The sequence below is a fragment of the Tardiphaga sp. 866_E4_N1_4 genome, from assembly GCF_052076075.1.
In the GTDB taxonomy this organism is placed as follows: Bacteria; Pseudomonadota; Alphaproteobacteria; order Rhizobiales; family Xanthobacteraceae; genus Tardiphaga; species Tardiphaga robiniae.
In genome coordinates this window covers 4,508,541-4,531,701 of sequence record NZ_CP197242.1, presented here as the reverse complement: position 1 = coordinate 4,531,701, position 23,161 = coordinate 4,508,541, and the positions used below count along the sequence as shown (strand labels likewise).

Genomic DNA, 23,161 nt, shown 5'->3' with positions numbered 1-23,161 from the left:
CAGCCGGGCTGCTAGGACAGGCTTCGCGCTTCGTCGAGGAATTGCCAGACATAGGGCGCAAACGAACGCCATACATCCACGTGGAACACGTGCTCTTCAGAACGTGACAGCAGAAGTGATGCCTTGCCCAGCACCGTGCGCGTGCACATCCCGACCGGGAACGCCTTGAGGGACAGATCCAGCGGGCAGCCATGGTTGAGCACCAGCGCCGCCGTTGGACCTGCAACCGCGATGCCATCCGAACGATGGCTGACATCCACCAGCGAACAGGCCTGCCCCTGCAGCGCTACCGACATCCCGCCAAATACCTCGATCGGATTCTCGTTCACCGCCTGGAACAGCCATTCGTCCGGCCCCAGCCAATAGACCGACCGGCCGCCGACAGCCGCGAAGCGGCAGGCCTCCAGGCTCGGCTTGACGCCAAAATGCGCCCCGGCAGCCTCGATCGCCTCGGTCTTGCCGCGAAACACCAGCTTCGCCGCATCGGGAAGAATCGAGAGCGTCGTGGTGGACGCAGCAGTCGTGCCGGATGACTGCATTGGGGACAACGCGTTCGAACGCATGATCGCAGGACTAAGCATTCAAACGTTCCCCCTTCGGATCGAACAATATCGAGTCGACGACTTTCGCCTTGATCACGCCGTCCGGCATCGGGATCGAGAGCTCCTCACCCATCCGCGAGCGACCGCCGCGAACGAGTGCCAGCGCGATCGAGCGGTTCAGCGTCGCGCTCCAGTAGGCGGAGGTGACATGTCCGATCATCGGCACCGGGATCGGATGGGTCGGATCGAGCACGATCTGGGCGCCCTCTTCGAGGACCACCTTGGGATCCGTCGTCAGCAACCCGACCAGTTGCTTGCGATCTTCCCTGACCAGCGCCGGCCGCGATAGCGAGCGCTTGCCGACGAAATCCCGCTTCGCCTTGCCGACAGCCCAGCCGAGGCCGGCGTCATCGGGCGTCACCGTGCCGTCAGTTTCCTGACCGACAATGATGTAGCCCTTCTCCGCGCGCAGCACATGCATGGTCTCGGTACCGTAGGGCGTGATCCCGTAGGGCTTGCCCGCCGCGAAAATCGCTTCCCAGACCGCCCGGCCATAGCCGGCGGGAACGTTGACCTCGAAGCCCAGTTCGCCGGTGAACGACACGCGGAACAGCCGCGTCGGCACGGCGCAGATACGTCCTTCGCGGACGCTCATATGCGGCATGGCATCGGCCGACAGATCGATGCCCTCGACCAGCGGCTCCAGCACCTTGCGCGCATTCGGTCCCTGCAAAGCAATGACCGACCACTGCTCGGTGGTCGAGGTGAGCCACACTTCGAGATCCGGCCATTCGGTCTGGAGGTAGTCCTCCATCATGGACAGCACGCGGGCCGCGCCGCCGGTCGTCGTGGTAACGTGGAAACGATCCGTCGCCATGCGGCCGACGACGCCGTCATCCATGATGAAGCCGTCTTCGCGCAGCATCACGCCATAGCGCAACCGTCCGGGCTCCAGCTTGGTCCAGGCATTGGTGTACATGCGATTCATGAATTCGGCAGCGTCCTTGCCGACGATCTCGATCTTGCCGAGCGTTGAGGCATCGAAGATGCCGACCGACTCGCGCGTCGCCTTGCATTCGCGCGCGACGGCAGCATGCCTGTCCTCGCCGACCTGCGGGAAATACCAGGCGCGCTTCCAGACGCCGACATCCTCGAACCGTGCGCCCTGGGCTTCGGCCCATGCATGGATGCTGGTCTTGCGCACGGGATCGAACAGATCACCACGCGATTGGCCGGCAAAGGATCCGAAGGTCGTCGGCGTATAAGGCGGCCGGAACGTGGTCAGGCCGACCTTCGGCACCGCGACATCGATCTGCTTCGACACGACACCAAGGGCGTTCATGTTGGACAGCTTGCCCTGGTCGGTGGCCATGCCGGTGGTCGTATAGCGCTTGACGTGCTCGATCGACCGGAACCCTTCGCGGGTCGCGAGCCGGACATCCTTGGCCGTCACGTCGTTCTGGAAATCGACCCAGGCCCGCTTTTCCGCCTGATGATCGGTCATCACGGAGCCGATGAACGCATCGGCACCCACCGACTGCGCGGAGACCGTATAGCTGCGCTCGCCGCGCGGGGAGAAGCCGGCCTTGGCCGCAGCGTCCCGACCACCCTTGGCGCCGCTTTCGATGACGCTTTCGAGCGCGAACAGTCCCTTGCACGCCCCGACCGACCGCTCACGCTCGACAGACTCGCCAGGCACATAGGCCCGCAGCTCTTCGCTGTAGCTGAGCTTGCCGCGGCTCTGCGAGAACAGATGCACCGACGGCGTGAACCCGCCGGACATCAGGATAAGATCGCAAGCCACCGTCTCGGCATCGCCGCCCTGCGCGTTGGAGATCTGCGCCGACTTTACCCGCAGCCAGCCCGACGTGCCGCGAACGATGCTGTCGGAGCGGACCATGATGCCTTCGGCGCGTGCCTTGTCGACCCAATGGCCCGACACGCTCTTGCGCAGATCCACGATCACCTGGATCTTGGCACCGGCTGCCTTGAGGTCCAGCGCCGCGCGATAGGCGCTGTCGCAGGCGGTGAACACGACCACCTGCTTGCCCGGCACCACGCCGTACCGATTCACATAGGTCCGGGCAGCACCGGCCAGCATGATGCCCGGCCGGTCATTGTCGGTGAAGACGAGCGGCCGCTCGATCGCGCCGGCGGCCAACACGACTTCCTTGGCCCTGACCTGCCAGAGCCGCTCACGCGGCTGGTTCGTCGCGGGATTGCTGAGATGGTCGGTGACGCGCTCGTTGAGACCGACAAAATTGTGCGGGTACCAGCCAAACGCCGTCGTACGCGACATCAGCTTCACATTGGGGCGCTTACGCAATTCATCGAGCGCCGCGCGCGCCCAGTCGGCGGCCTGCATGCCGTCGATCGATGCCGAACGATCGGACAGCAGCGAGCCGCCCATCTCTGCCTGCTCGTCGCACAGGATCACGGTGGCATCGCTGTTGCTGGCTTCGAGCGCTGCGGCAAGACCCGCAGGTCCGGCGCCGACGATCAGTACGTCGCAATGCGCAAACACCTGCGTATAGCGATCGGCATCCGACTCGGCTGGCGCCTTGCCGAGACCCGCCATCCGCCGGATCACCGGCTCATAGAGCTTCTTCCAGGCCGTGCGCGGCCACATGAAGGTCTTGTAGTAGAAACCAGCCGGCAGGAAGGAGGAGAAATATTCGTTGAGGAAGCCGGCATCGGTCTCGAGCGACGGCCAGCGATTCTGGCTTTCGGCCACCAGCCCGTCATAGATCTCGACCTGGGTCGCGAGCAGGTTCGGCGTATAGCGCGACTGGGTCGCACCGACACCGACCAGCGCATTCGGCTCTTCCGAACCGGCGGAGACGAAGCCGCGCGGCCGGTGATACTTGAACGAACGGCCGACCAGATGCACGCCATTGGCGATCAACGCGGAGGCCAGCGTGTCGCCGGCCAGACCCTGATACGACTTTCCATCGAACGTGAAATGAACTGCGTTGCGACTTTCAGCGCCGTCGCCGCGCCGCACGCGATACGTATCCGTCATGGCTTGGCACCCTGATGTTCGGCTTCGGGGCGCTCGCCCATGCGATAGGTGCGCTTGATGACGTCCGTGGTCGTGTCGCGGCTGGCATTAAAGAAACGGCCGCAGCCATTGGCGTGCCGCCAGCGCTCGTGATGCAGCCCCTTGGTGTTGTCGCGCATATAGAGATAGGCGGCCCACTCGTCGTCAGTGAGGCTCATCGGGTCGGCCGGGCGGGCGATATGCGCCTGCCCGCCATTGGCGAATTCGGCCTCCGGGCGCGGCCCGCAATAGGGGCAATTGATCAAGAGCATCTCGTTTTCCCCGCTATCAATGCGCCACGGCGGCCGCAGCCGCTTCGTCGATCACGGCGCCATCGCGGAATCGCTCGATGGTGAACGGCGCATTGATCTTGTTCGGCTCATCCTTGGCGATCGTACTGGCGAACACCTCGCCCGATCCCGGCGTCGCCTTGAAGCCGCCGGTGCCCCAGCCGCAATTGACGTACAGCCCGGATACCGGCGTCTTCGCCACGATCGGCGAGCGATCCGGCGTGACGTCGACGATGCCGCCCCAGTTGCGCAGCATGCGCAGGCGCCGGAACGCCGGCACCAGTTCGCAGATCGCATCCAGCGTATGATTAACGATATGCAGGCCGCCACGCTGCGTATAGGACGTGTAGACGTCCGTCCCCGCACCGATCACCATCTCGCCTTTGTCCGACTGCGAGATATAGGCGTGGATCGTGTTCGACATCACCACGCAGGGGAAGATCGGCTTGACCGGCTCGCTGACCAGCGCCTGCAGCGGGAAGCTTTCCAGCGGCAGACGCACGCCGGCCATGTTCATCACCGTGCTGGTATTGCCGGCCGCGACGACGCCGATGCGCTTTGCATTGATGCTGCCGCGCGTCGTATCGACGCCGACCACCTCACCGGTCGGCGCGCGGCGGATGCCGGTGACTTCGCAATTCTCGATAATATCCACGCCGAGCGCGTCAGCAGCGCGGGCATAGCCCCAGGCCACAGCGTCGTGGCGCGCCGTGCCACCGCGCCGCTGTAGCGCGCCGCCGAGGATCGGATAGCGCATGGACCCACCGACATTCAGCGGCGGACAGAATTCTTTGCATTCCTCCGGCGACAGCCATTCATTGTCGATGCCGTTGAGACGGTTGGCATGAACGTGTCGCTTGAAGCTCTGCACATCGTGAATGTTGTGCGCCAGCATCAAGACGCCGCGTGGTGAATACATCACATTGTAGTTCAGTTCCTGCGATAGCCCTTCCCACAGTTTGAGGGCGTGCTCGTAGATCCCGGCGCTTTCGTCGAACAGATAGTTCGAGCGAATGATCGTGGTGTTCCGGCCGGTATTGCCGCCGCCGATCCAGCCCTTTTCGAGAACGGCAACGTTTTTGACGCCGTAGCGGCTGGCCAGGTAGTAGGCCGTTGCAAGTCCGTGGCCACCACCACCGACGATGATGACGTCATAGCCCGGTTTCGGTTCAGGCGAACGCCACTGTCGCTGCCAGCCGGCATGACCGGTCAGCCCTGCCCGTAGTAATGAAAGCGCTGAAAATTTCTGCATGGCTGTCCACGTTGTGATTGGACGGAGCCTACAACTCGCTGCCGCTTCGCGGCCAGCATCAGCCCGCCAATCATGTTGGATCAGAGCGACATCGGAACGCCGCAGGTTTGCAAAGCCCCGACACGAAACACGTAGATTTGCGACAAGCCGCCCGGCTTCGCTCGCCAGGGTCTCGAATTCGCGACGTATCCATGCGACACGGATCGCTGCCATGTAGACAGGACGGCATGCCCCGGGCGCACGCAGTCCCGCCACCGACGATCAAGGACACGCAGGATGAGCATCGAACGCAGCGACGAGATTCTTCAGTATCTCAAAGACAAGTCGATCGTGGTGGAGACGTTCGAACACCCGCCCGTGCATACGGTGGAAGAGTCGCGTGCGCTACGCGGCGACATTCCCGGCATTCACACCAAGAACCTGTTCCTCCGCGACGGCAAGAAACGGTTCTTCCTGTTTGTCACCGACGAAGCCGCGACCGTTCACCTGAAGTCGCTGGCAAAGACGATCGGCGCCAAGGGCGGGCTGTCATTTGGAAGCGCGGAAGCCCTGAAGGAATTGCTTGGGATCGAACCGGGATCGGTCTCGATTCTGGCGCTCTACAACGATGCCAATCAGGCGGTCACTCCCGTCATCGATGCGCGCTTACGATCGGCGGAGCGCATCAATTGCCACCCCATCATCAACAGCCGCACGACATCGCTGTCGGTCGACGCACTCGACGCATTTCTTGCTGCGATCGGCCGCGAAGCCCAGTTCGCGACGCCAGAAGAGCCGCCATCCGCCGGCTGACCCTCCTGCGCCGCACCGGCCGACCTGATCTGGCCGCAACAACCCGGGGCTTCCCCGTTTCCCAACCGACGCCCCAACGTCGCGCGCCGGGCGAGACGCTTCGCCGCTCTTGCGCGCGCGCCAATGTATTTTTAGGATCAGCCTGTCGTAAATGCCTGCCCCGGCGCGCTGGAGGTATGTAATGATGCGACATGGGTCCGTTTTGGAGCATCGTCTCGCGGCGATCACCCGGATTGCCATTCGACCATATGGTGAATGCGAAGGCAGGGGTGATGCAACCAAAGGTCCGTCCGCTGCGCGTTGGCTTCATTCTGACCAAGAATTTCACGCTGACTGCGTTGGCCAGCTTCGTGGACGTGCTGCGTCTCGCCGCCGACGAGGGCGACAACAGTCGGCCGATCCGCTGCCAGTGGCACATCATGGCCGACACCGACGAGCCGATCCGTTCGAGTTGCGGTCTGCTGATGTATCCGAATTCCCGGTTCCTCGATCCGCGCGAGCTCGATTATGTCGTCGTCGTGGGCGGCCTGCTGCATCAGGGCCCGCAGATCGATGACAAGATCAAGCGCTATCTGCTGGAGGCTGCGAACACCAAGGTTGATCTGATCGGCGTCTGCACCGGCAGTTTCGTGCTGTGGCGTCTAGGCCTTCTCAACCAGAAAAAGTGCTGCATCAGCTGGTACCACTATCGCGATTTCCTGGAGGAATTCGGCGAGACACTCCCGGTGGCCGACCAGCTCTTCGTCATCGACGGCAACCGCATCACGTGTTCGGGCGGCATGGGCGTTGCCTACCTCGCCGCCCATATCGTGGAACAACGCATGGGCCTGTCGAGCGCGCAGAAGGCGCTCCACATCATGTTGATCGATCGCATGAAACCCGGATCTTCGGCTCAATCGGCGCCGCCGACCGAATTTGCCGAGACCGACGGACGGATCTCGCGCGCGCTGCTAATGATGGAGCAGAACCTATCAGCGCCGCTGTCTGTCGCGCGACTGGCCGGCAAGGTCAGTCTGAGCACGCGGCAACTGGAGCGTCTTTTCAAAGAGGAAACCGGACAGTCGCCGCAGGCGACATATCTGCGGCTGCGCCTGAAACATGCACGGTGGATGCTGAAAACCGACCTATCGCTGGCCGCGATCGCCGCCGAAACCGGCTTCGTCGACGGTTCGCATCTCAGCAAGGCGTTCAAGGCCGCCTTCAATACCAACCCGTCCGAGGAACGCCGCAGAATAATCGGTCAATCGCACGGGCAAGATGCCGGCGAAGGTCGGCGTATATTCAGTCTGGCTTAGGCGGCACTTGTTATGGTCATACACTCCGACGACCTGATCATTCGCCCGGCTGAGCCGGCAGACCGGGCAGACATCTGGTCGGTCATCGAGCCGACCATTCGTGCAGGCACGACCTACGCCCTGGACCCCCTGATGACGAAGGACGATGCTTTGTCCTACTGGCACGGTCCGGATAAACGAACCTTCGTTGCCGTGCGCCAAGGTCAGATCGTGGGATCTTATTATGTGCGCGCCAACCAGGACGGTGGTGGCAGCCACGTGGCCAATTGCGGCTACATGACGCTGGCGAGCGCGCAAGGCGGCGGTGTGGCGCGCAATATGTGCCTACACTCGCTCGACTATGCCAGAAGCTCCGGATTTCGCGCGATGCAATTCAACTGTGTCGTCAGCAACAATATACGTGCGGTGAAACTCTGGACCACGCTCGGCTTCGCGATTGTCGGGCGGCTGCCTGAGGCTTTTCGGCTTCCGACTGGCGAATATGTTGATGCGCTCGTGATGTTTCGTAAGCTTGACGCTCAATAACGGCATCGCGAGGCGCACAAGACATAGATTGAGCCATGTGTACCACCCGCATGCACCAATCGGGCGGAAAAAAGCCTATTTCTTTCAATGTCTTATTGATTTCGTTGTGATTTTCGTCTGGCTGGCGGAGAGGGGGACCAACTCTGCGGGTATTGCCCTCAGTCACACACGTTCGCCCAAGTTCAAGAAACATCTGCGGTACAGGCGCAAACTGTGCGTCGGAGTTCTTGCGCATTCGCTCCAATCCGCGTGCAGTCTTTGCGCAAATATGGGCCGGCGTATGGGCGAAAATGTTCGACGGAAGGTTGGCGATAGTTGGAAATATTCCTGCCCGCTAGTTGACGTGAAAGGCGCTTCGGCTCCTTCGGCTATCCCGACGCTCACGACGCAGAGCTTCGAAACGGTTTTTAAACCGGCCGCGAACGACGCCGCGGAATGGTCCTCGTCAAAAGGCGTGTCGCCGCAGCGTCGCCCCCGCTGGGACGTAGCCAGGGTTGAGGCTTGAAAAATCGCGCATCTGGGCCACGGTGCGGAAATAAGCAACGTCGACCAAGTTCATGTCGATCAGCCTGTGCAATTCGCCGCCGTGAAGCAAGCGTAGCAACTCGCTAAGTACCAGCGTCGCAGCAACCGCCCCCACGAACGGGGCGCCAACGGCCTTGCCCGCTAGCAGGGTCACGCCGCAACGGTCGAGAGAGCCTTCGTCGAGCATCCTCCGATAGGCCACGGCGTCTGCCGTCTGGACGGCTTTGCCTTCCTCCTTCCACAGCGCACTCGCTGGCACTTCGCCAGGCAACGTGTGGATCAACAGGCTGCGGAAATCCTGATGTCCGCGCCCCAGCCCGGCTTCGACCACGAAGTCGTAGCCGACTTGGTCGAGCGCGCGTCGGCCGGCGGCATTGTCGAGGCCACACAACGCGATCGACGGTTCATCGCGGTGACGGCGACAGGTTTCGTCGAAGAGTCGCTCGGTGATGGCGGTGGCGAAGCCTCGCCGTTCCGCCCACGCCGCGGCAACCCGGGTTTTCTTCTCGCCAAGCATCATGCTGTCCGAGAGGATCGATGTGCTTTCGGTCGAAGGCGTGATCACATCGATATCTTGAAGCACCAGTTCAACCTTCGCGTCGGGCGCGTAAGGCAACAGGCCAAGGCTCCAGAGATAGGCCTGGCCGAGGTGCCCGAGACCGATGAGCCAGAGGCGGGACGGAAGATAGTGCAGCTCCGGCGTATTCTCGTCGCACGACATCCAGTCCGTCGACCGCGACAGATTCCAGAGATTAAGTCCGGCGCTTCGCCTTCCGGCGAAAGGACTATCGCCGGAAAGGTGGAGAAACGTTTCGTTGATCGCCAGTGCGGCAGCGAGCATCGGCGCCAAAGCCATCGGACCGATCTTGCCGCGATCAGGACTTTCAGCGTGACCGGGCACGATCCCGCCGCGCCAGCCATCGAACACGGTCCGGATAGAGAACCCGTCCGCCTTCTGCTTGGCCGGACCGCCGATCGAGATGACTGGGATGCCCTTGGTTGCCGTTCCCGGCGTGCCGCCTGCCGCCACGACGGCGTGCCGGAGCGTCGGGCCGGGAGACACCGCAATGGTCAGCGGCACATCGAGGTCGCCCTCGACGGTTACGCCTCCAAGAAAGACGCGCCGGCCGAGTTCCACTGCGGTCAGCAGCGCGGCCTGGTGATGACGATTGATCGCCTCGTCCGGTCCGATGGACAAAGCAATCCGATATCCGGAACACGGTGTCGGCAAGATCCTCGCCATCGAGCATCAGGAGGCAGCCGGCGCTAATCTTGAGATGTTCGTCATTAATTTTAAGACGGCGGGGATGACACTTCGTATTCCGACCGGAAAGCACGCTGCCGTAGGGATGCGGCGCCTGGAGGACGAGCTTTAGGCCAGCAACCGCATCGAGCACGCGATCGCTATATCGCCGCGGCCCGAATGCGGCTTAACATCCTCCGAACAACCGCTCTGCAATCAAAAGCAAGGTATGGGCTGCCATATGGGCCCATAACGTGTGGTCATCAGATCACATTGAAATATAGAGCTTTTCCGGCGTGAATGGCGGAGAGGGGGGGATTCGAACCCCCGATGGGCTTGCACCCATGCCGCATTTCGAGTGCGGTACAATCAACCACTCTGCCACCTCTCCAAGGCGCCAAGACCCGCGGTCGCCCGCAGGTGGTTGGCGGTGTTCTAGGCGAGGATGACTCGGCAGACAAGCCGGGCGAGCGGGAATTTCCAGCGATCTTTGCCGATGCCCGGCCAAGTCGCCGGGGACAGAGGGCTCGCGCGATCCGGGTAACTAGAGCGATAGTAAAATACCCGTCGCGAGACGCACCTCTTGTCGGCTCCGCATATAAGTCACCAATTTCATTACGATTTCGGCGAGACCGTCAGCCTGCGCGAGCCGCGCCGAGCCGCTCCCGCACCTCCTCGTTCGTTGCGCCCAAGCCGTGATCGCCATAGGGCACGATGGCTTCACCCTCGAGCGAGATCACAACCATGCTTCTCACTGCCCGCGCCTGCGCGGCGTCACTGGCCCTGCTGGTGCCCCTTGCTGTTGCCGCACCGGCCGCAGCCGAATCTTTCGCGGTAGATCCCGCAATTCCCTCTTATGCACCGGGCAACGCCAAGCCTATGGCCGGCGCAGCCTATCTGACATCAGACGGGGCGATCCGGATCGGCGGTGCCGTGCACGCCAAATTCGTCGTGGAACGCGCCAACGCGCTGTATGCGAAGACCCATCCCGGCGCGAAGTTGGTCGACGTCTCCGCCGGCGCGGAAACCGCGATTCCCAACCTGACCTATAATCGCATCCTGGTCGGATCGATGGGACGTCCGATCAAGCTGCTGGAAGCCGCCGGCTTCAAGAGCGCTTTCGGCGCGGAACCGATCGAGATCAGGGTTGCGCATGCCGCCAACGATACGTCGCAGCATCTTGCCACCTCGCTGGCGGTTTACATCCATCGCGATAACCCGATCACGCAGCTGACCACCACGCAGGTCGCGCAAATCCTCACCATCGGCAATACCGGCGGCGACTTCTCGCGTTGGGGCCAGCTCGGCCTCAAAGGCGACTGGACCAAGCGCCTGATCCATCCGCTCGGCACGCCGCAATATAGTGGCTTCGGCACGTGGATGCTGGCCAACCGGCTCGATGGCAAGCCCTACAGCACCCGCTATGAGGAATATTCCTCGACCGACGAATTGCTGAAGCGGCTGGAGAGCGAGCCCGGTGGCATCACCGTCGCCGCGATTGGGCGCGAGACCGACAGGATCAAGCAGGTCGCAGTCGCCGAGACGCCGGAAGGTCCTTTCATCAAGGGCACGCCGACAGAGATCCAAGCCAATAAATATCCCTATAGCCGCTACCTGTATTTCTACGCGCGCCGCGAAGCGGACGGCAAGATCGACCCGGTCGCCGCCGACTATCTGAAGCTCCTACTCTCGAAAGAGGGCCAGGACATCTTCGCTGCACAGGCCAATGGCTACATCCCGCTCAATGCCGCCGACGCGGCCATCGAACGCGCAAAGCTCGACCAATGAAAAACACGCTCTCTCTCCTCGCCCTGCTGATCGGCCTCTCAGACGCCCATGCGCAGAACATCAAACCACAGCCGGCCACCGCTCCCAAGGATGCCAGCTATCTGTTGCCGGACGGCCGCATCGCGCTGCACGGCGATGATGCGCTGGCGCCGGTGATCGACGCGCTGAACGCGAAATTCGCTGAGAGCCATCCCGGCTTCAAGTTCGCGCCCGCACTGAAGGGCTCCGCGACGGCGCTGCCCGCACTAGCGGCCGGTGCAACGGCAATCGGTTTCGTCGTCGGCGAAGCGACGCGTCCCGATGTGCGAGCGTTCAAGGCCATCAACAAGCACGATCCGCTCAGCATCAGGATCGGCTATGCCGGCCATGGCCCACGCGCCAGCGGCAAGACACCGCCTGCGGTCTATGTGAACAGCGCCAACCCGCTGCAGGGCCTGACGATGGCGCAGCTTGCCGGGCTGTTCACCTCGGGTTCGCCCCGCGGCGACATCAATACCTGGAGCCAGCTCGGCATGACCGGTGCATGGGGCACGCGGCGCATCCATCTCTACGGCCAGCGCGATGACGGTGACTTCTCGACCAGCCTGCGGCTGGCGCGTCTCGGCGGCATGCCGTTTGCGGGACATTACGAGCCGCTCGCGGACGATGCCGCCGTGCTGCTGGCGGTGGCGCAGGATCCCTACGGCATTGCCATCGTCGACTGGCTTGAACCGAAGCAACCGTCGAACGCTGTGCGCATCGTTCCGCTAGCCGCGGAGACCGGCAAGCCGTTCGCGGCGCCGGACAAGGCCGGCGTCGCAAACGGCGCCTATCCGCTAACCCCCGCGATCACGCTCTACATCGCCCATCCGCCGAAGAGGCCGACCGAGTCCTTCATCAAGGACTATCTGACGATGGCGCTGTCGGACGAAGGCCAGGCGATCATCGCGCGCTTCGTTGACAGCGAGACGGGATTTCTGCCGCTGTCGCAGGACGATCTGCGCGTCGAACGCGAGAAGCTGAAGGATTAATAGAGCAACTAAACTATCATTCCGGGGCGCGAGCGCATTCTTGCGCACGCGAACCTCAGCCACTCCAGTTGGAGTGGCGGGGAATCCGGACGCGCTCAGCCATATCGAGATTCCGGGTTCGCGTATCGCTTGCAGGCTACGCACCCCGGAATGACGAGCGTAACTCAATCCTTCTCTTTCTTATCGTCCTTGGCCTTGTCTTTCTTTGTTTCTTTCTTGCGGTTGGTGAAGCGAGCATTGCCCAGCCCCGTTCCGATCGTCAGCACGCCCCATCGTTCGAAGTCCTGCATGAAAGGGACTTCACTGAGGCCTTGGACAACGCCGTCATTGTGCATGAGCACCGCAGTATCGTGATCTCCGATTGTGGGAATGCCTTCGGCAAGCAAGGCGGGCAGGTTGAACTTGCTGCTTTCCCAGTTACCCGGAAGATTCTGCGCTCCCTTCGCGATGGTGCCGTCTTCGTTGATCACCCCCGGGCACGAGATGCCGATGAACGGCGCCAGCTTGAGGCCTTCATTGTCGGCGGCGGAGATCAGATCCTTCAGCATCTTCACTAGCCGCTTCACGGCGCCTTCACGCGTCGGCTCATCATCGGCATGTTTCCAGAGATCGGACTTCCATACCGCGGCCTTGGAGAGATCCTTCGATTTCTTCCATGCGGTTTCGACCACGCCGCAACGGATGTTGGAGCCGCCGATGTCGACCGCAAGAATGCTGTCGTAACCTTCGAAAATCCATGACGGCGCCAGATGCAGGCAACCGATGAGGCCGGCTTCATCTGGATGAAACCGGATCGGCACCAACGCAACCTTGAGATCCTCGGCCTTGAGGATGATGTCCGTGCGCGCAATAACAAGTTCCCCGACACGACTCTGGCGGAAACCGCCGCCGACAACGATGCATTCCGTATCTGCCCAGGCCTTCGTCTTGAAGAAGCGCTGCGTGACATAAGCCAGCTCCCGCGCGAATTCTTCGATCGCACCATGGACGAGTGCAGCCGCGGCCACATCGTCGCCAAGCAGGATTTCGTCGAGGCTGGATTTACTGATCTCGTTGGCAGCCTTTTTGCCGAGCGGGTCGTCGCCGTTTTTCTTCAATGGCTTTCTGAGATCATCCAGTATGCGCTGAAAAGCGCCCTTGCTGGCGCGGTCACCGAGAAAGCCGTTGTCGTCCTTCAGCTCGATGTTGAACGTGTCCACATCAACGGACGGCAGCCGCTTGGCACCGTGATTGCCGATGCCTACGGTCGTCATTGTGTCTTCAGCCATATTGCCCCTGCCAGACTAGAACCGCATGACAATGCTCCGGGGGCCGGTTTGTTTCATTGCTCCGCCGGGATGATCGTACCGCTCACCTTTTGCGTCGGTCGCGCGAGCCGATTTCAACGATACAGGTAGAACATCCTTAACTAACCAATAGGGCAGCGACCCAAGCCACTACCTTTCTGCGATCGACCTAACAGTAAATTTATTAGCTCAGGTAATTATCTCCGCATTCATACGGGTGCGTATTCATGCGGAAGTCATTCCTCGGGCTATCTTTCCTTGGGCTAACCGATCGTTTTCGCGGCGACCGGCGCGGCAATGTCGCGATCATATTCGCGATCACATGCATCCCCCTTATTTCCATGGTCGGTGCCGCGATCGATTATACGCGAGCGCTACAGATCAGATCCCAACTGCAAGCTGCCCTTGATACTGCCAGCGTCGGCTCCATCGTGCAGAAGTCTGCTGCATTCATTACCGCAGGTTCGATGGCGGCGGACGGCGCCGTCCCCGGGGGCGACGTCGACGCAATCAATATTTTCAAGGGCAACACATCCGGCAGGACCGGCTTCACGCTGACCAGCACGACAGCGACCGTCAATCGCGCCAACGGCGTCGTGACGGCCACCATGCAATTCTCGGCGGACGTGCCGACCAGTCTCACATCCGTCATGGGCTTTTCCAAGATGACCGTTACCGGCAGTTCTGTCGCGACGGCGACAATGCCGAATTACATCGATTTCTATCTGCTGCTCGACAATTCGCCATCCATGGGCGTCGGCGCAACACCGGCCGACGTGGCTCTGATGGTCAAGAATACGTCGGACAGCTGCGCCTTTGCGTGCCACGACCTCAACAATACCAACAACTACTACAAACTCGCCAAGACACTTGGCGTGATCACGCGCATCGACGTGCTGCGTACGGCCACCCAGAAGTTGATGGATACCGCGGCCAGTACGCAGACCTATTCCAACCAGTTCCGCATGGCGATCTACGACTTCGGCGCGGCCGCCTCGACGTCCGGTTTGAGAGCCTTGTTCACATTGTCGTCCAGCCTCTCGAGTGCGAAGACGGCGGCCGGAAACATCGACTTGATGACGGTGAACGGTCAGAACGACAACAATGATCAAGACACCGGCTACAGCGCTATATTCCCGGCGATCAACACCGCCATCAGCGCCCCCGGAGCCGGCACAGCCGGTGCACCACTCAAATACCTCTTCTTCGTATCCGATGGCGTGGCTGACGAATACAATCCCGGCAACTGCCTGAAACCGACGACTGGTGGACGATGCCAGTCGCCGATCAATCCGGCGCTTTGCACCACGTTGAAGAACCGCGGCATCAAAATTGCCGTGCTCTACACGACCTACCTCGCACTTCCGACCAATGCCTGGTACAATAGCTGGATCGCACCATTCAACGCTGGTCCTTACGGACCTTCGCCCAACAGCCAGATCGCCAGCAACATGCAGAGCTGTGCTTCGCCGGGCTTCTATTTTGAGGTCAGCCCAACCCAGGGCATCTCGGACGCGATGACAGCGCTGTTTCAGCGTGCCGTCGCCGATGCGCGCGTGAGCCGTTAGCTCGCGCAACAACCAGGCAAGTCGGTCTCAGCTCCGCGACATCGATTGCGCGATCCATCTTCAAGATCATGTACGACACCGCAGTCGTGGCGAATTCTCATTCGCTCGCGCTCTCCTTCAGGCTATCCAGTAGCAATTGCGCCGGCCGGCTGAGGCCCTTGTCGCGCACCGCCACGATGAATTGCCGTTTCGCCCAATCATTACTGAGCGGAATGACTTTCAGCCCCAGCGTTTGCTGGATCGTGGAGGCTTCTTCCTGCGGGATGATCGCGACAGCCAGTTGCGCGGCGACGATGCGATAGGCGGCATCCACGGTGGAAACCTGAATGCGGTAGCGCATCTGCTTGCCGGCCGCAGCCGCGACGCTTCGCTGCATGGTTTGCATGATGCTCCGCGCGACGATGTCGACGTGCTCGAAGTCGATCGTATCCTCGAACGATACTGGCGTGCGTTTCGCAAGCGGATGATCGGGGTGCACCACCACCGCGAGCCGATCGCGGTGATAGGGAAACGTCCTGAGGCCGCGCAGGTCGACGGCATTCCAGCACACGCCGATATCGGCGCGCCCTTCCTCGACGCCGCGCACGACTTCCCAGATCTCGCGCTCTTCCAGACTGACGCGCACGTCACGATAGCGCTTCGCAAACAGGCTGATGTCTTCGGGCAGCACCTGCGCAACCGCCGATTTCGAGGCGAACACCCGCACATGGCCCTGCACACCATCGGCGAAAGCGCCGAGTTCGGCCTGCATCCGGTCGAGCAGTTGCAGCGACTCGCGTGCGTAACGACACAGCGCTTCACCGGCCGCCGTCACGGTGACACCGCGTCGGCCGCGCTCAAGCAACTGGACGCCAGCTTCTTGCTCCATCTGACTGATACGCTTGCTCACCGCTGAGGGCACGATGGCCTCGCGCTTTGCGGCATTGGCGATATTGCGCTCCTCGCAGACAGCGATGAACAGGCGGAGTGAAATTGGATCGAAGCTTTGCATGAGACGTCCGGGATGGCACCAGCCATCTTATCTTGGAACTTCTTAGATGAAAAATGACCATTTCAGAGATGGCTAATAGAGGCGTATGCCTCTCCGCAAGAACTTCTCACCCCAGCCGCAGGAGCGCCTCATGCGCATCGTCGACATCCGGGAGCGTACCGCCCCGATTGCCTCCCCTATCGCTAACGCCTTCATCGACTTCAGCAAAATGACCCTGAGCCTGGTCGCTGTGGTCACCGACGTGATCCGCGACGGCAAGCCGGTGATTGGCTACGGCTTCAACTCCAACGGCCGTTACGGCCAGGGCGGCCTGATCCGCGAGCGCTTCGCGCCGCGCATCCTGGAAGCCAAGCCCGACAGCCTGATCGACGCCTCGGGCAACAATATCGACCCGCACAAGGTGTGGGCCACCATGTTTACCAACGAGAAGCCGGGCGGCCACGGCGAGCGCTCGGTCGCGATCGGCACCATCGACATGGCGGTGTGGGATGCGGTCGCCAAGATCGCGGGCAAGCCACTGTTCCGTTTGCTCGCCGAACGCTATGGCACCACCGCTGACCCGAAGGTCTTCGTCTATGCCGCGGGCGGTTACTATTATCCCGGCAAGGGTCTCGAAGGCCTCGCCTCGGAAATGAAGGGCTATCTCGATCGCGGCTACAATGTCGTGAAGATGAAGATCGGCGGCGCGCCGCTGGCCGACGACTGCAAGCGCATCGAGCATGTGCTGAAACTGCTTCCAGCAGGGGCTAAACTCGCTGTCGACGCCAATGGCCGCTTCGATCTCGACACGGCCGTCGCCTACGCCAAGGCACTGCGCGAATACGACCTGTTCTGGTACGAGGAAGCCGGCGATCCGCTCGATTACGAGCTGCAGGCAAAGCTCGCCGAGCATTATCCCGGCCCAATGGCGACCGGCGAAAACCTGTTCTCGATGCAGGATGCGCGCAACCTGATCCGCTATGGCGGCATGCGCTCGGACCGCGACTGGCTGCAGTTCGACTGCGCGCTGTCTTACGGTCTCGTCGAGTATCTCCGCACGCTCGACATGCTGAAGTCTTACGGCTGGTCATGGCGCCGCTGCATCCCCCATGGCGGCCACCAGATGTCGCTGAACATCGCGGCCGGTCTCGGCCTCGGCGGCAACGAGTCCTATCCGGACCTGTTCCAGCCCTATGGCGGGTTCCCGGATGGCGTGAAGGTGATTGATGGCCACATCACCATGCCGGAACTCCCGGGCATCGGCTTCGAGGGCAAGTCTGATTTAATCAAGGAAATGAGGGGCTTGGCGGAGTAAGGGCGGCCGAGCGCCTGATCGACCGTTGAAACTCCGTCATGGCCGGGCCTGACCCGGCCATCCACCTTCTACGTCGTCCCGCGGCAAAGATGGATCCCCGGGTCAAGCCCGGGGATGACGGGCGAGAGGGCAGAGCCCAGCCAAGACTCTGTTTTTGGCTCGCTTTTCGCCCGTCTTTCCTTGACTCTCCGCCTTCGCCCTCTATAAAGCACGCTTCGGCGCAAGCTTTGCTTGGCGCCGATTGTTTTTGCGTGGGGTCGCAACGTCGACCAAAAACGCAAAGATGCGCGACTTCCTGGAAGTCGCGATGAACCCTTATCGACTGAACAAGAAGCCATCCCGGATCTGATCCGAGGATGGGATCGAACACGAAGGAATATAACGATGTTCGCAGTCATCAAAACCGGCGGCCGGCAATACCGCGTCGTTCCGGATGATGTGCTCGAGATTGGCAAGATCGCCGGCGATGTCGGAACGATCGTGCAGCTTGGTGAAGTTCTCGTGCTGGGCGGTGATACGCCTGTGCTCGGCCTGCCCCTAGTGGCCGGCGCGTCGGTTGCGGCCGAAGTGCTCGATCACAAGCGCGGCCCCAAGGTCATCTCTTTCAAGAAGCGTCGCCGCAAGAATTCGAAGCGCAAGCGTGGCTACCGTGACGAACTCACGATGATCCGCATCACCGAGATCCTGGCCGACGGCAAGGCGCCGACGATCGGACCTCGCCCGAAGCGTGAGAAGCCCGTCGTGGCCGCTCCGGTTGATGGCGACGAAGCTCCTGCCAAGAAGGCGCCGGCGAAGAAGGCCGCTGCTCCGAAGGCAGCCGCCGCCAAGCCTGCTGCGGCCAAGAAGCCGGCTGCGAAGAAAAAGCCCGCCGCGGAATAAGCCGCTGCGAAAAGTTGAGAATCTGTGAGACAATTCCTTCAAGGAATTGATCTAGAACTTATCGAGATCGGAGACGGGCTATGGCTCATAAAAAAGCAGGCGGTTCATCGCGCAACGGCCGCGATTCGGCTGGCAAGCGCCTCGGCGTGAAGGCGTTCGGCGGCGAACGCGTGATTCCCGGCAACATCATTGCGCGTCAGCGCGGCACGACCTGGCACCCCGGCCTTAATGTCGGCATGGGCACAGACCATACCCTGTTCGCCAAGGTCGAAGGCCACGTGGAGTTTCGCGCCAAATCGAACGGCCGCACTTTCGTATCGGTACTCCCGATTACTGAAGCCGCGGCCGAATAAACGGTGGACACATTGGAGTCCGCCGGGTCCTGTTGAACCGGCGGAGCGCCAAAATTGGGCTCCAGGGGAGGCGGGAAACCGGCCTCCCCTTTTCGTTTGGTGCGTCGCTTCGGGGCGCACACAGGAGCCCGAGATGTTGCAGGATATTCCGACGCCGACGTTGAGAGAAACCAGAGGCTGCGTCCTCGAGACCGAACGGCTGGCCTTGCGCAAGCCGACACTCGCGGACGTAAAAGCCATCGCGCTTCTCGCCAATGATCGCCGCATCGCCGAGATGACGCGTCGCCTGCCCTTCCCGTATCAGCAGGATCACGCAGTCGATTTCGTCAATTCGCTGAGCGGCACGGCAAGCGACAGCGTGTTCCTGATCGAACTCGATCGTCGTCCCATCGGCATGGTCGGAATCGACTGGCGCGAAGCCGAATCGCCGGAGCTCGGCTACTGGCTCGGCGTCGATCACTGGGGCCAGGGTTTTGCGACCGAGGCCGCACGTGCCGCGATCGATTACGCATTCGACGAATTCGATATCGATCACCTGATCTCGGGCGCGCGCGTCGCCAATCCGTCGTCGCGCAACATCCTGGAGAAGTGCGGCTTCCAGTGGAGTGGTGTTCAACTGCACCGCTTCGAAGCGATCGGCTCGTCAACACCGGTCGACTGCTTCAAGCTGACAAGGGGCGTGTGGAGTTCGCTGAAGAACTGGGGAACGTCGACGCGACGGTGAACGACTCTTACTTTCCCTCTCCCCTTGCGGGGGAGGGAAAAGAAGTTCACACCGCTGGCGGTACTTCGTCGGCGATCTTTCCGAGCTGCTGCTCGCGCAGGAAGATATAGAGCCCTGCTGCGATGATGACCGCCGCACCGATCAGCGTGGCCCACGACGGCAATTCGCCGAACACGAGATAGCCGAAGATCACCGCCCAGATGATCATCGAATACTGATACGGCACCACAGTGCTCGCCGGCGCCAGCTTCAGCGAGCGATTGACGCAGAGCAGCGCGCAGACCGAGACAACGCCCGCCAGAAAGAACAGGCCGAGATCGCGCAGATCGGGCGTCACCCATCCGAACGCCGTGAATACGGCGCCGAAAGTAAACGTGCCGATAAACTGGGTCGTCGCGAGCACGACGTCCGGCGCGGAACGCAACGAGCGGGTGATGAGCATCAGCGCGGCGAAGGACAGGCTGCCGCCGAGCGCGATCAGCGCCGGCCATGTCACCGTCTGCGCCGACGGCTGCAGCGCGATCAGTACACCGCAGAAGCCGACGAAGATCGCGCTCCAACGCCGCCAGCCGACAGATTCGCGGAGAAAGATCGCGGAGCCCGCGGTGACGAAGATCGGACAGGCCAAATAATAGGTGATGACATCCGCCAGCGGCAGATAGGCCGCCGCCCAGAAGAACGCCGCGACTTCCAGTGTCGACAGCACCACGCGAATGAGCTGCAGACCCGGCCGGTCGAGTTGCAGGAAGTCCGCACGATGCCGCCAGATCGACGGCGCCAGCAGCGCCAGCGCCGCGCAGGCCCGCAGCAGCATCAATTGCCCGACCGAATAGGTGCCGACGAGGAATTTGCCGATCGCATCGCCGCAGGAGAACATGCTGATGCCCAGGAGCATCAGGCCGATACCGGCCAGCCGGGCGGCACGATTGTCGGCCGCGGTCGAAATGGTCGCAAACATGCCTATATGAGCCTTTAGGTAAGCTTCTGGGTGCGGCTTGGTTAACGGCGCGATGTTGTCGTTTAGGACGCCACCAGATGCGCAGCAAGGCCCGAAAATAAGGGCTTTTCACGATGCGCCGACGATGAAGTGGTTGCCGCGACCACCCCCCTGCGATACGGATACGCCATGAAATTCCTCGATGAAGCCAAGGTTTACATTCGCTCCGGCGACGGCGGAAACGGCTGCGTGGCCTTTCGCCGCGAGAAGTATATCGAATTCGGCGGTCCCTCCGGCGGCAATGGCGGCCGCGGCGGCGATGTCATCATCGAAGTGGTCGACGGCCTCAACACGCTGATCGACTATCGCTACCAGCAGCACTTCAAGGCGCCGCGCGGCACCAATGGCATGGGCAAGGACCGCCATGGCGCCAATGGCAAGCCGATCACGCTCAAAGTACCGGTCGGCACGCAGATCATCGATGAGGATCGCGAGACGCTCATCCACGACTTCACCAAGCTCGGCGAGACCTATGTGCTGGCCGAGGGCGGCAATGGCGGCTTCGGCAATGCGCACTTCAAGTCATCGACCAATCGCGCACCGCGCAATGCCAATCCCGGCCAGCCCGGCGAAGAGCGCTGGATCTGGCTGCGACTGAAACTGATCGCGGATGCGGGCCTCGTCGGATTGCCCAATGCCGGCAAGTCCACTTTCCTGTCCAAGGTCAGCGCTGCGCGGCCAAAGATCGCGGACTATCCGTTCACGACGCTGCATCCGCAGCTTGGCGTCGTTGATGTCGATGCGCGCGAATTCGTGCTGGCCGACATTCCCGGCCTGATTGAGGGCGCGCATGAAGGCGCCGGCCTCGGCGATCGCTTCCTCGGCCATGTCGAGCGGTGCCGCGTGCTGCTGCATCTGATCGATGCGACCTGCGAACATGCGGGCAAGGCCTACAAGACCGTCCGCGCCGAACTCGATGCCTATGAGGGCGACCTTGCCAACAAGGTCGAGATCGTCGCGCTCAACAAGATCGATGCGGTCGAGCCGGACGAGTTGAAGAAGCAGAAGGACCGGTTGAAGCGCGCTGCGAAGCAGACGCCGCTGCTGATCTCGGGCGCAACGGGCGAAGGCGTGCCGGACGCATTGCGTGCGCTCGTTGCAGTGATCGGCGAGGCGCCGGTGTCGGACAAGGCCAAGAGCGCAGCGCAGTCTGCGCCATGGGCGCCGGCGACGAGCTGATCTGCCTCTGACGTCCGTCCAAGCATCACACGCACTGCCAAAGCCCACATCATGTCGCGCCCCGAGCTGAAGAACTTTCGCCGTATCGTCGTCAAGGTTGGCTCGTCGCTGCTGATCGATTCCGCGGCCGGCGAAGTCAGGGCCAAATGGCTTGCGGCGTTGGCCGCCGATATCGCCAAGCTGCATGCGGACGGTCGCGACGTCCTCGTGGTCTCATCAGGCTCGATCGCGCTCGGCCGCAGCCGCCTCAAGCTTCCGCGCGGCCCGCTGAAACTCGAAGAGAGCCAGGCCGCCGCTGCCGTCGGGCAGATCGCGCTGGCGCGCATCTGGTCGGAAGTACTGGGCCATCACGGCATCGGTGCCGGACAGATTCTCGTGACGCTGCAGGACACCGAGGAACGTCGTCGTTACCTCAATGCGCGCTCGACCATCGGCAAACTGCTGGAATGGCGCGCGGTGCCGGTCATCAACGAGAACGACACGGTGGCGACCAACGAGATCCGCTATGGCGACAATGATCGCCTCGCGGCGCGCGTCGCGACCATGGCATCCGCCGATCTGCTAGTGCTACTGTCGGATATCGACGGGCTCTACACTGCACCACCCGGCGCCAATCCCGATGCGAAGCTGATTCCCATCGTCGACAGCGTCACTGCCGAGATCGAAGGCATGGCGGGCGCTGCCGAGAGCGAATTGTCGCGCGGCGGCATGTACACCAAGATCGAAGCTGCCAAGATCGCGACCACCGCGGGCACGCATATGATCATCGCGTCCGGCAAGGTCGAGCATCCACTGCAGAAGATCGCCGATGGCGGCCTGTGTACCTGGTTCCTGACTCCTGCAAATCCCGTCACTGCGCGCAAACGCTGGATTGCGGGATCGCTGGAACCGAAAGGCACGCTGACCATTGATGCAGGTGCGGTCGCCGCACTCCGTGCCGGCAAGAGTCTGCTGCCTGCCGGCGTCATCAAGGTGGAAGGTGACTTCGCACGCGGCGACGCCGTTATCGTGCGTGGACCGGACACGCACGAAATTGGCCGCGGCCTCGTGGCTTATGACGCAGACAATGCTGAGAAGATCAAAGGCCGCTCATCTCCGGACGTGATGATTATTCTTGGGATCAGCGGCCGCGCCGAAATGATCCATCGCGACGATCTCGTGATTTCGGGATCACGAAGTTAAGCAGCGACACTTCGCCTGAATGACGTAACGCGCAATCCGTAAACTTGGCGCCGGACGCTCGCCATCATTGCGCCATTCCCGCGTACTTCGTTGCGCGCCATAGAATCAGATAGCCAATTTTTAGGGAGGCCCATTTCATGACCCGACTTTTGATCATCCCGTTCCTGCTGATCGCAACGTCCGCTTTCGCGCAGAGCGGTAACACATCAGCCAATCAGTCGGCCTGCTCACGCGACGTCTCGCGCTTCTGCCGCGCCAAGATGAACGATGGTGACATGGTCGTGCTCAGCTGCCTCAAGGAAAACCGTTCGAAGCTCAGCAAGGCCTGCGCGAAAGTTCTCGCCGAGAATAATCAATAGCGCGACTAGCGTTTTCGAGCGAAGTGAGCACCGGTTTGCGTCAGGAA

The 23,161-nt window shown here is 61.7% G+C and carries 22 protein-coding genes and 1 tRNA gene; 14 read left to right on the top strand and 9 right to left on the bottom strand.

Annotated elements, in window-relative coordinates:
* Positions 1 to 11 precede the first annotated feature (11 nt).
* Genes AB8B20_RS21945 through AB8B20_RS21930 form a run of 4 tightly spaced genes read right to left on the bottom strand, consistent with a single transcriptional unit; the run spans position 12 to position 5,124 of the window.
* Complete coding sequence (locus tag AB8B20_RS21945) at positions 12 to 581, bottom strand: sarcosine oxidase subunit gamma (RefSeq protein ID WP_439073608.1); 570 nt, start codon at positions 579 to 581, stop codon at positions 12 to 14.
* Entirely contained in the window at positions 574 to 3,564 is a 2,991-nt protein-coding gene (locus AB8B20_RS21940) for a sarcosine oxidase subunit alpha (protein WP_439073610.1), read from the bottom strand. The genes AB8B20_RS21945 and AB8B20_RS21940 overlap by 8 nt, the downstream gene beginning before the upstream one ends.
* A complete protein-coding gene (locus tag AB8B20_RS21935; protein ID WP_068737808.1) occupies positions 3,561 to 3,854 on the bottom strand; it encodes a sarcosine oxidase subunit delta in 294 nt (97 codons plus the stop codon). Before AB8B20_RS21935 ends, AB8B20_RS21940 begins: the two co-directional genes overlap by 4 nt.
* 16 nt (positions 3,855 to 3,870) lie before the next feature.
* Positions 3,871 to 5,124, bottom strand: coding sequence for a sarcosine oxidase subunit beta family protein (locus tag AB8B20_RS21930; protein ID WP_231078505.1), 1,254 nt, complete (start codon positions 5,122 to 5,124; stop codon positions 3,871 to 3,873).
* Positions 5,125 to 5,400: 276 nt separating this feature from the next.
* On the opposite strand from AB8B20_RS21930, the gene AB8B20_RS21925 reads away from it, so the two are divergent.
* The 3 genes from AB8B20_RS21925 to AB8B20_RS21915 all read left to right on the top strand — a co-directional run bounded on the left by AB8B20_RS21925 (position 5,401) and on the right by AB8B20_RS21915 (position 7,736).
* The gene (locus AB8B20_RS21925) at positions 5,401 to 5,916 is read left to right on the top strand and encodes a prolyl-tRNA synthetase associated domain-containing protein (RefSeq protein WP_439073611.1); all 516 of its coding nucleotides are present in this window, start codon (positions 5,401 to 5,403) and stop codon (positions 5,914 to 5,916) included.
* Positions 5,917 to 6,107: 191 nt separating this feature from the next.
* Positions 6,108 to 7,211 carry a GlxA family transcriptional regulator gene (locus AB8B20_RS21920; protein ID WP_115030417.1) on the top strand — a complete coding sequence of 368 codons (1,104 nt, stop codon included), beginning with the start codon at positions 6,108 to 6,110 and terminating at the stop codon, positions 7,209 to 7,211.
* A 33-nt stretch (positions 7,212 to 7,244) separates the two neighbouring features.
* Complete coding sequence (locus AB8B20_RS21915; protein WP_309943825.1) at positions 7,245 to 7,736, top strand: GNAT family N-acetyltransferase; 492 nt, start codon at positions 7,245 to 7,247, stop codon at positions 7,734 to 7,736.
* A gap of 445 nt (positions 7,737 to 8,181) precedes the next feature.
* Here AB8B20_RS21915 and AB8B20_RS21910 read toward each other — a convergent pair whose 3' ends face one another.
* Complete coding sequence (locus tag AB8B20_RS21910; protein WP_439073613.1) at positions 8,182 to 9,459, bottom strand: hypothetical protein; 1,278 nt, start codon at positions 9,457 to 9,459, stop codon at positions 8,182 to 8,184.
* Between AB8B20_RS21910 and AB8B20_RS21905 the strand changes: the two genes are divergently transcribed.
* Positions 9,452 to 9,637, top strand: a complete 186-nt coding sequence (locus AB8B20_RS21905) for a CarD family transcriptional regulator (protein ID WP_439073615.1) — start codon at positions 9,452 to 9,454, stop codon at positions 9,635 to 9,637. The genes AB8B20_RS21910 and AB8B20_RS21905 overlap by 8 nt on opposite strands.
* 168 nt (positions 9,638 to 9,805) lie before the next feature.
* On the opposite strand, the gene AB8B20_RS21900 is transcribed toward AB8B20_RS21905, so the two are convergent.
* Positions 9,806 to 9,895, bottom strand: a tRNA-Ser gene (locus AB8B20_RS21900).
* Positions 9,896 to 10,248: 353 nt separating this feature from the next.
* On the opposite strand from AB8B20_RS21900, the gene AB8B20_RS21895 reads away from it, so the two are divergent.
* Positions 10,249 to 11,292, top strand: coding sequence for a PstS family phosphate ABC transporter substrate-binding protein (locus AB8B20_RS21895; RefSeq protein ID WP_439073617.1), 1,044 nt, complete (start codon positions 10,249 to 10,251; stop codon positions 11,290 to 11,292).
* A complete protein-coding gene (locus tag AB8B20_RS21890; protein ID WP_439073619.1) occupies positions 11,289 to 12,302 on the top strand; it encodes a PstS family phosphate ABC transporter substrate-binding protein in 1,014 nt (337 codons plus the stop codon). Before AB8B20_RS21895 ends, AB8B20_RS21890 begins: the two co-directional genes overlap by 4 nt.
* A 164-nt stretch (positions 12,303 to 12,466) precedes the next feature.
* Here AB8B20_RS21890 and AB8B20_RS21885 read toward each other — a convergent pair whose 3' ends face one another.
* Positions 12,467 to 13,570, bottom strand: coding sequence for an ROK family protein (locus AB8B20_RS21885; protein ID WP_093757960.1), 1,104 nt, complete (start codon positions 13,568 to 13,570; stop codon positions 12,467 to 12,469).
* 245 nt (positions 13,571 to 13,815) lie between these two features.
* Between AB8B20_RS21885 and AB8B20_RS21880 the strand changes: the two genes are divergently transcribed.
* Positions 13,816 to 15,156 (top strand): TadE/TadG family type IV pilus assembly protein, encoded by a 1,341-nt coding sequence (locus AB8B20_RS21880; RefSeq protein WP_439073620.1) that lies wholly within the window; start codon positions 13,816 to 13,818, stop codon positions 15,154 to 15,156.
* Between the two features lie 97 nt (positions 15,157 to 15,253).
* Here AB8B20_RS21880 and AB8B20_RS21875 read toward each other — a convergent pair whose 3' ends face one another.
* The gene (locus AB8B20_RS21875) at positions 15,254 to 16,147 is read right to left on the bottom strand and encodes a LysR family transcriptional regulator (RefSeq protein WP_439073622.1); all 894 of its coding nucleotides are present in this window, start codon (positions 16,145 to 16,147) and stop codon (positions 15,254 to 15,256) included.
* A 130-nt stretch (positions 16,148 to 16,277) separates the two neighbouring features.
* On the opposite strand from AB8B20_RS21875, the gene AB8B20_RS21870 reads away from it, so the two are divergent.
* The 4 genes from AB8B20_RS21870 (at position 16,278) to AB8B20_RS21855 (ending at position 19,397) form a co-directional block, all read left to right on the top strand.
* Positions 16,278 to 17,441: a mandelate racemase/muconate lactonizing enzyme family protein gene (locus AB8B20_RS21870; RefSeq protein ID WP_439073624.1), complete on the top strand. Its 1,164-nt coding sequence runs from the start codon at positions 16,278 to 16,280 to the stop codon at positions 17,439 to 17,441.
* 384 nt (positions 17,442 to 17,825) lie between these two features.
* Entirely contained in the window at positions 17,826 to 18,320 is a 495-nt protein-coding gene (rplU, locus tag AB8B20_RS21865) for a 50S ribosomal protein L21 (protein WP_068737819.1), read from the top strand.
* Positions 18,321 to 18,400: 80 nt separating this feature from the next.
* The gene (gene rpmA / locus AB8B20_RS21860) at positions 18,401 to 18,673 is read left to right on the top strand and encodes a 50S ribosomal protein L27 (protein WP_068737821.1); all 273 of its coding nucleotides are present in this window, start codon (positions 18,401 to 18,403) and stop codon (positions 18,671 to 18,673) included.
* A gap of 133 nt (positions 18,674 to 18,806) precedes the next feature.
* Positions 18,807 to 19,397, top strand: a complete 591-nt coding sequence (locus AB8B20_RS21855; RefSeq protein ID WP_089266554.1) for a GNAT family N-acetyltransferase — start codon at positions 18,807 to 18,809, stop codon at positions 19,395 to 19,397.
* A gap of 46 nt (positions 19,398 to 19,443) precedes the next feature.
* Here the strand turns inward: AB8B20_RS21855 and AB8B20_RS21850 are convergent, their stop codons facing one another.
* Complete coding sequence (locus AB8B20_RS21850) at positions 19,444 to 20,361, bottom strand: DMT family transporter (protein ID WP_093758225.1); 918 nt, start codon at positions 20,359 to 20,361, stop codon at positions 19,444 to 19,446.
* A 162-nt stretch (positions 20,362 to 20,523) separates the two neighbouring features.
* Between AB8B20_RS21850 and obgE the strand changes: the two genes are divergently transcribed.
* The 3 genes from obgE to AB8B20_RS21835 all read left to right on the top strand — a co-directional run bounded on the left by obgE (position 20,524) and on the right by AB8B20_RS21835 (position 23,114).
* On the top strand, positions 20,524 to 21,573 hold the full coding sequence (gene obgE / locus AB8B20_RS21845) for a GTPase ObgE (protein WP_120287811.1): 1,050 nt from the start codon (positions 20,524 to 20,526) through the stop codon (positions 21,571 to 21,573).
* Between the two features lie 51 nt (positions 21,574 to 21,624).
* Positions 21,625 to 22,755 (top strand): glutamate 5-kinase, encoded by a 1,131-nt coding sequence (gene proB / locus AB8B20_RS21840; protein WP_092140564.1) that lies wholly within the window; start codon positions 21,625 to 21,627, stop codon positions 22,753 to 22,755.
* A 137-nt stretch (positions 22,756 to 22,892) separates the two neighbouring features.
* Positions 22,893 to 23,114 (top strand): cysteine rich repeat-containing protein, encoded by a 222-nt coding sequence (locus tag AB8B20_RS21835; RefSeq protein WP_439073626.1) that lies wholly within the window; start codon positions 22,893 to 22,895, stop codon positions 23,112 to 23,114.
* Positions 23,115 to 23,161 lie beyond the last annotated feature (47 nt).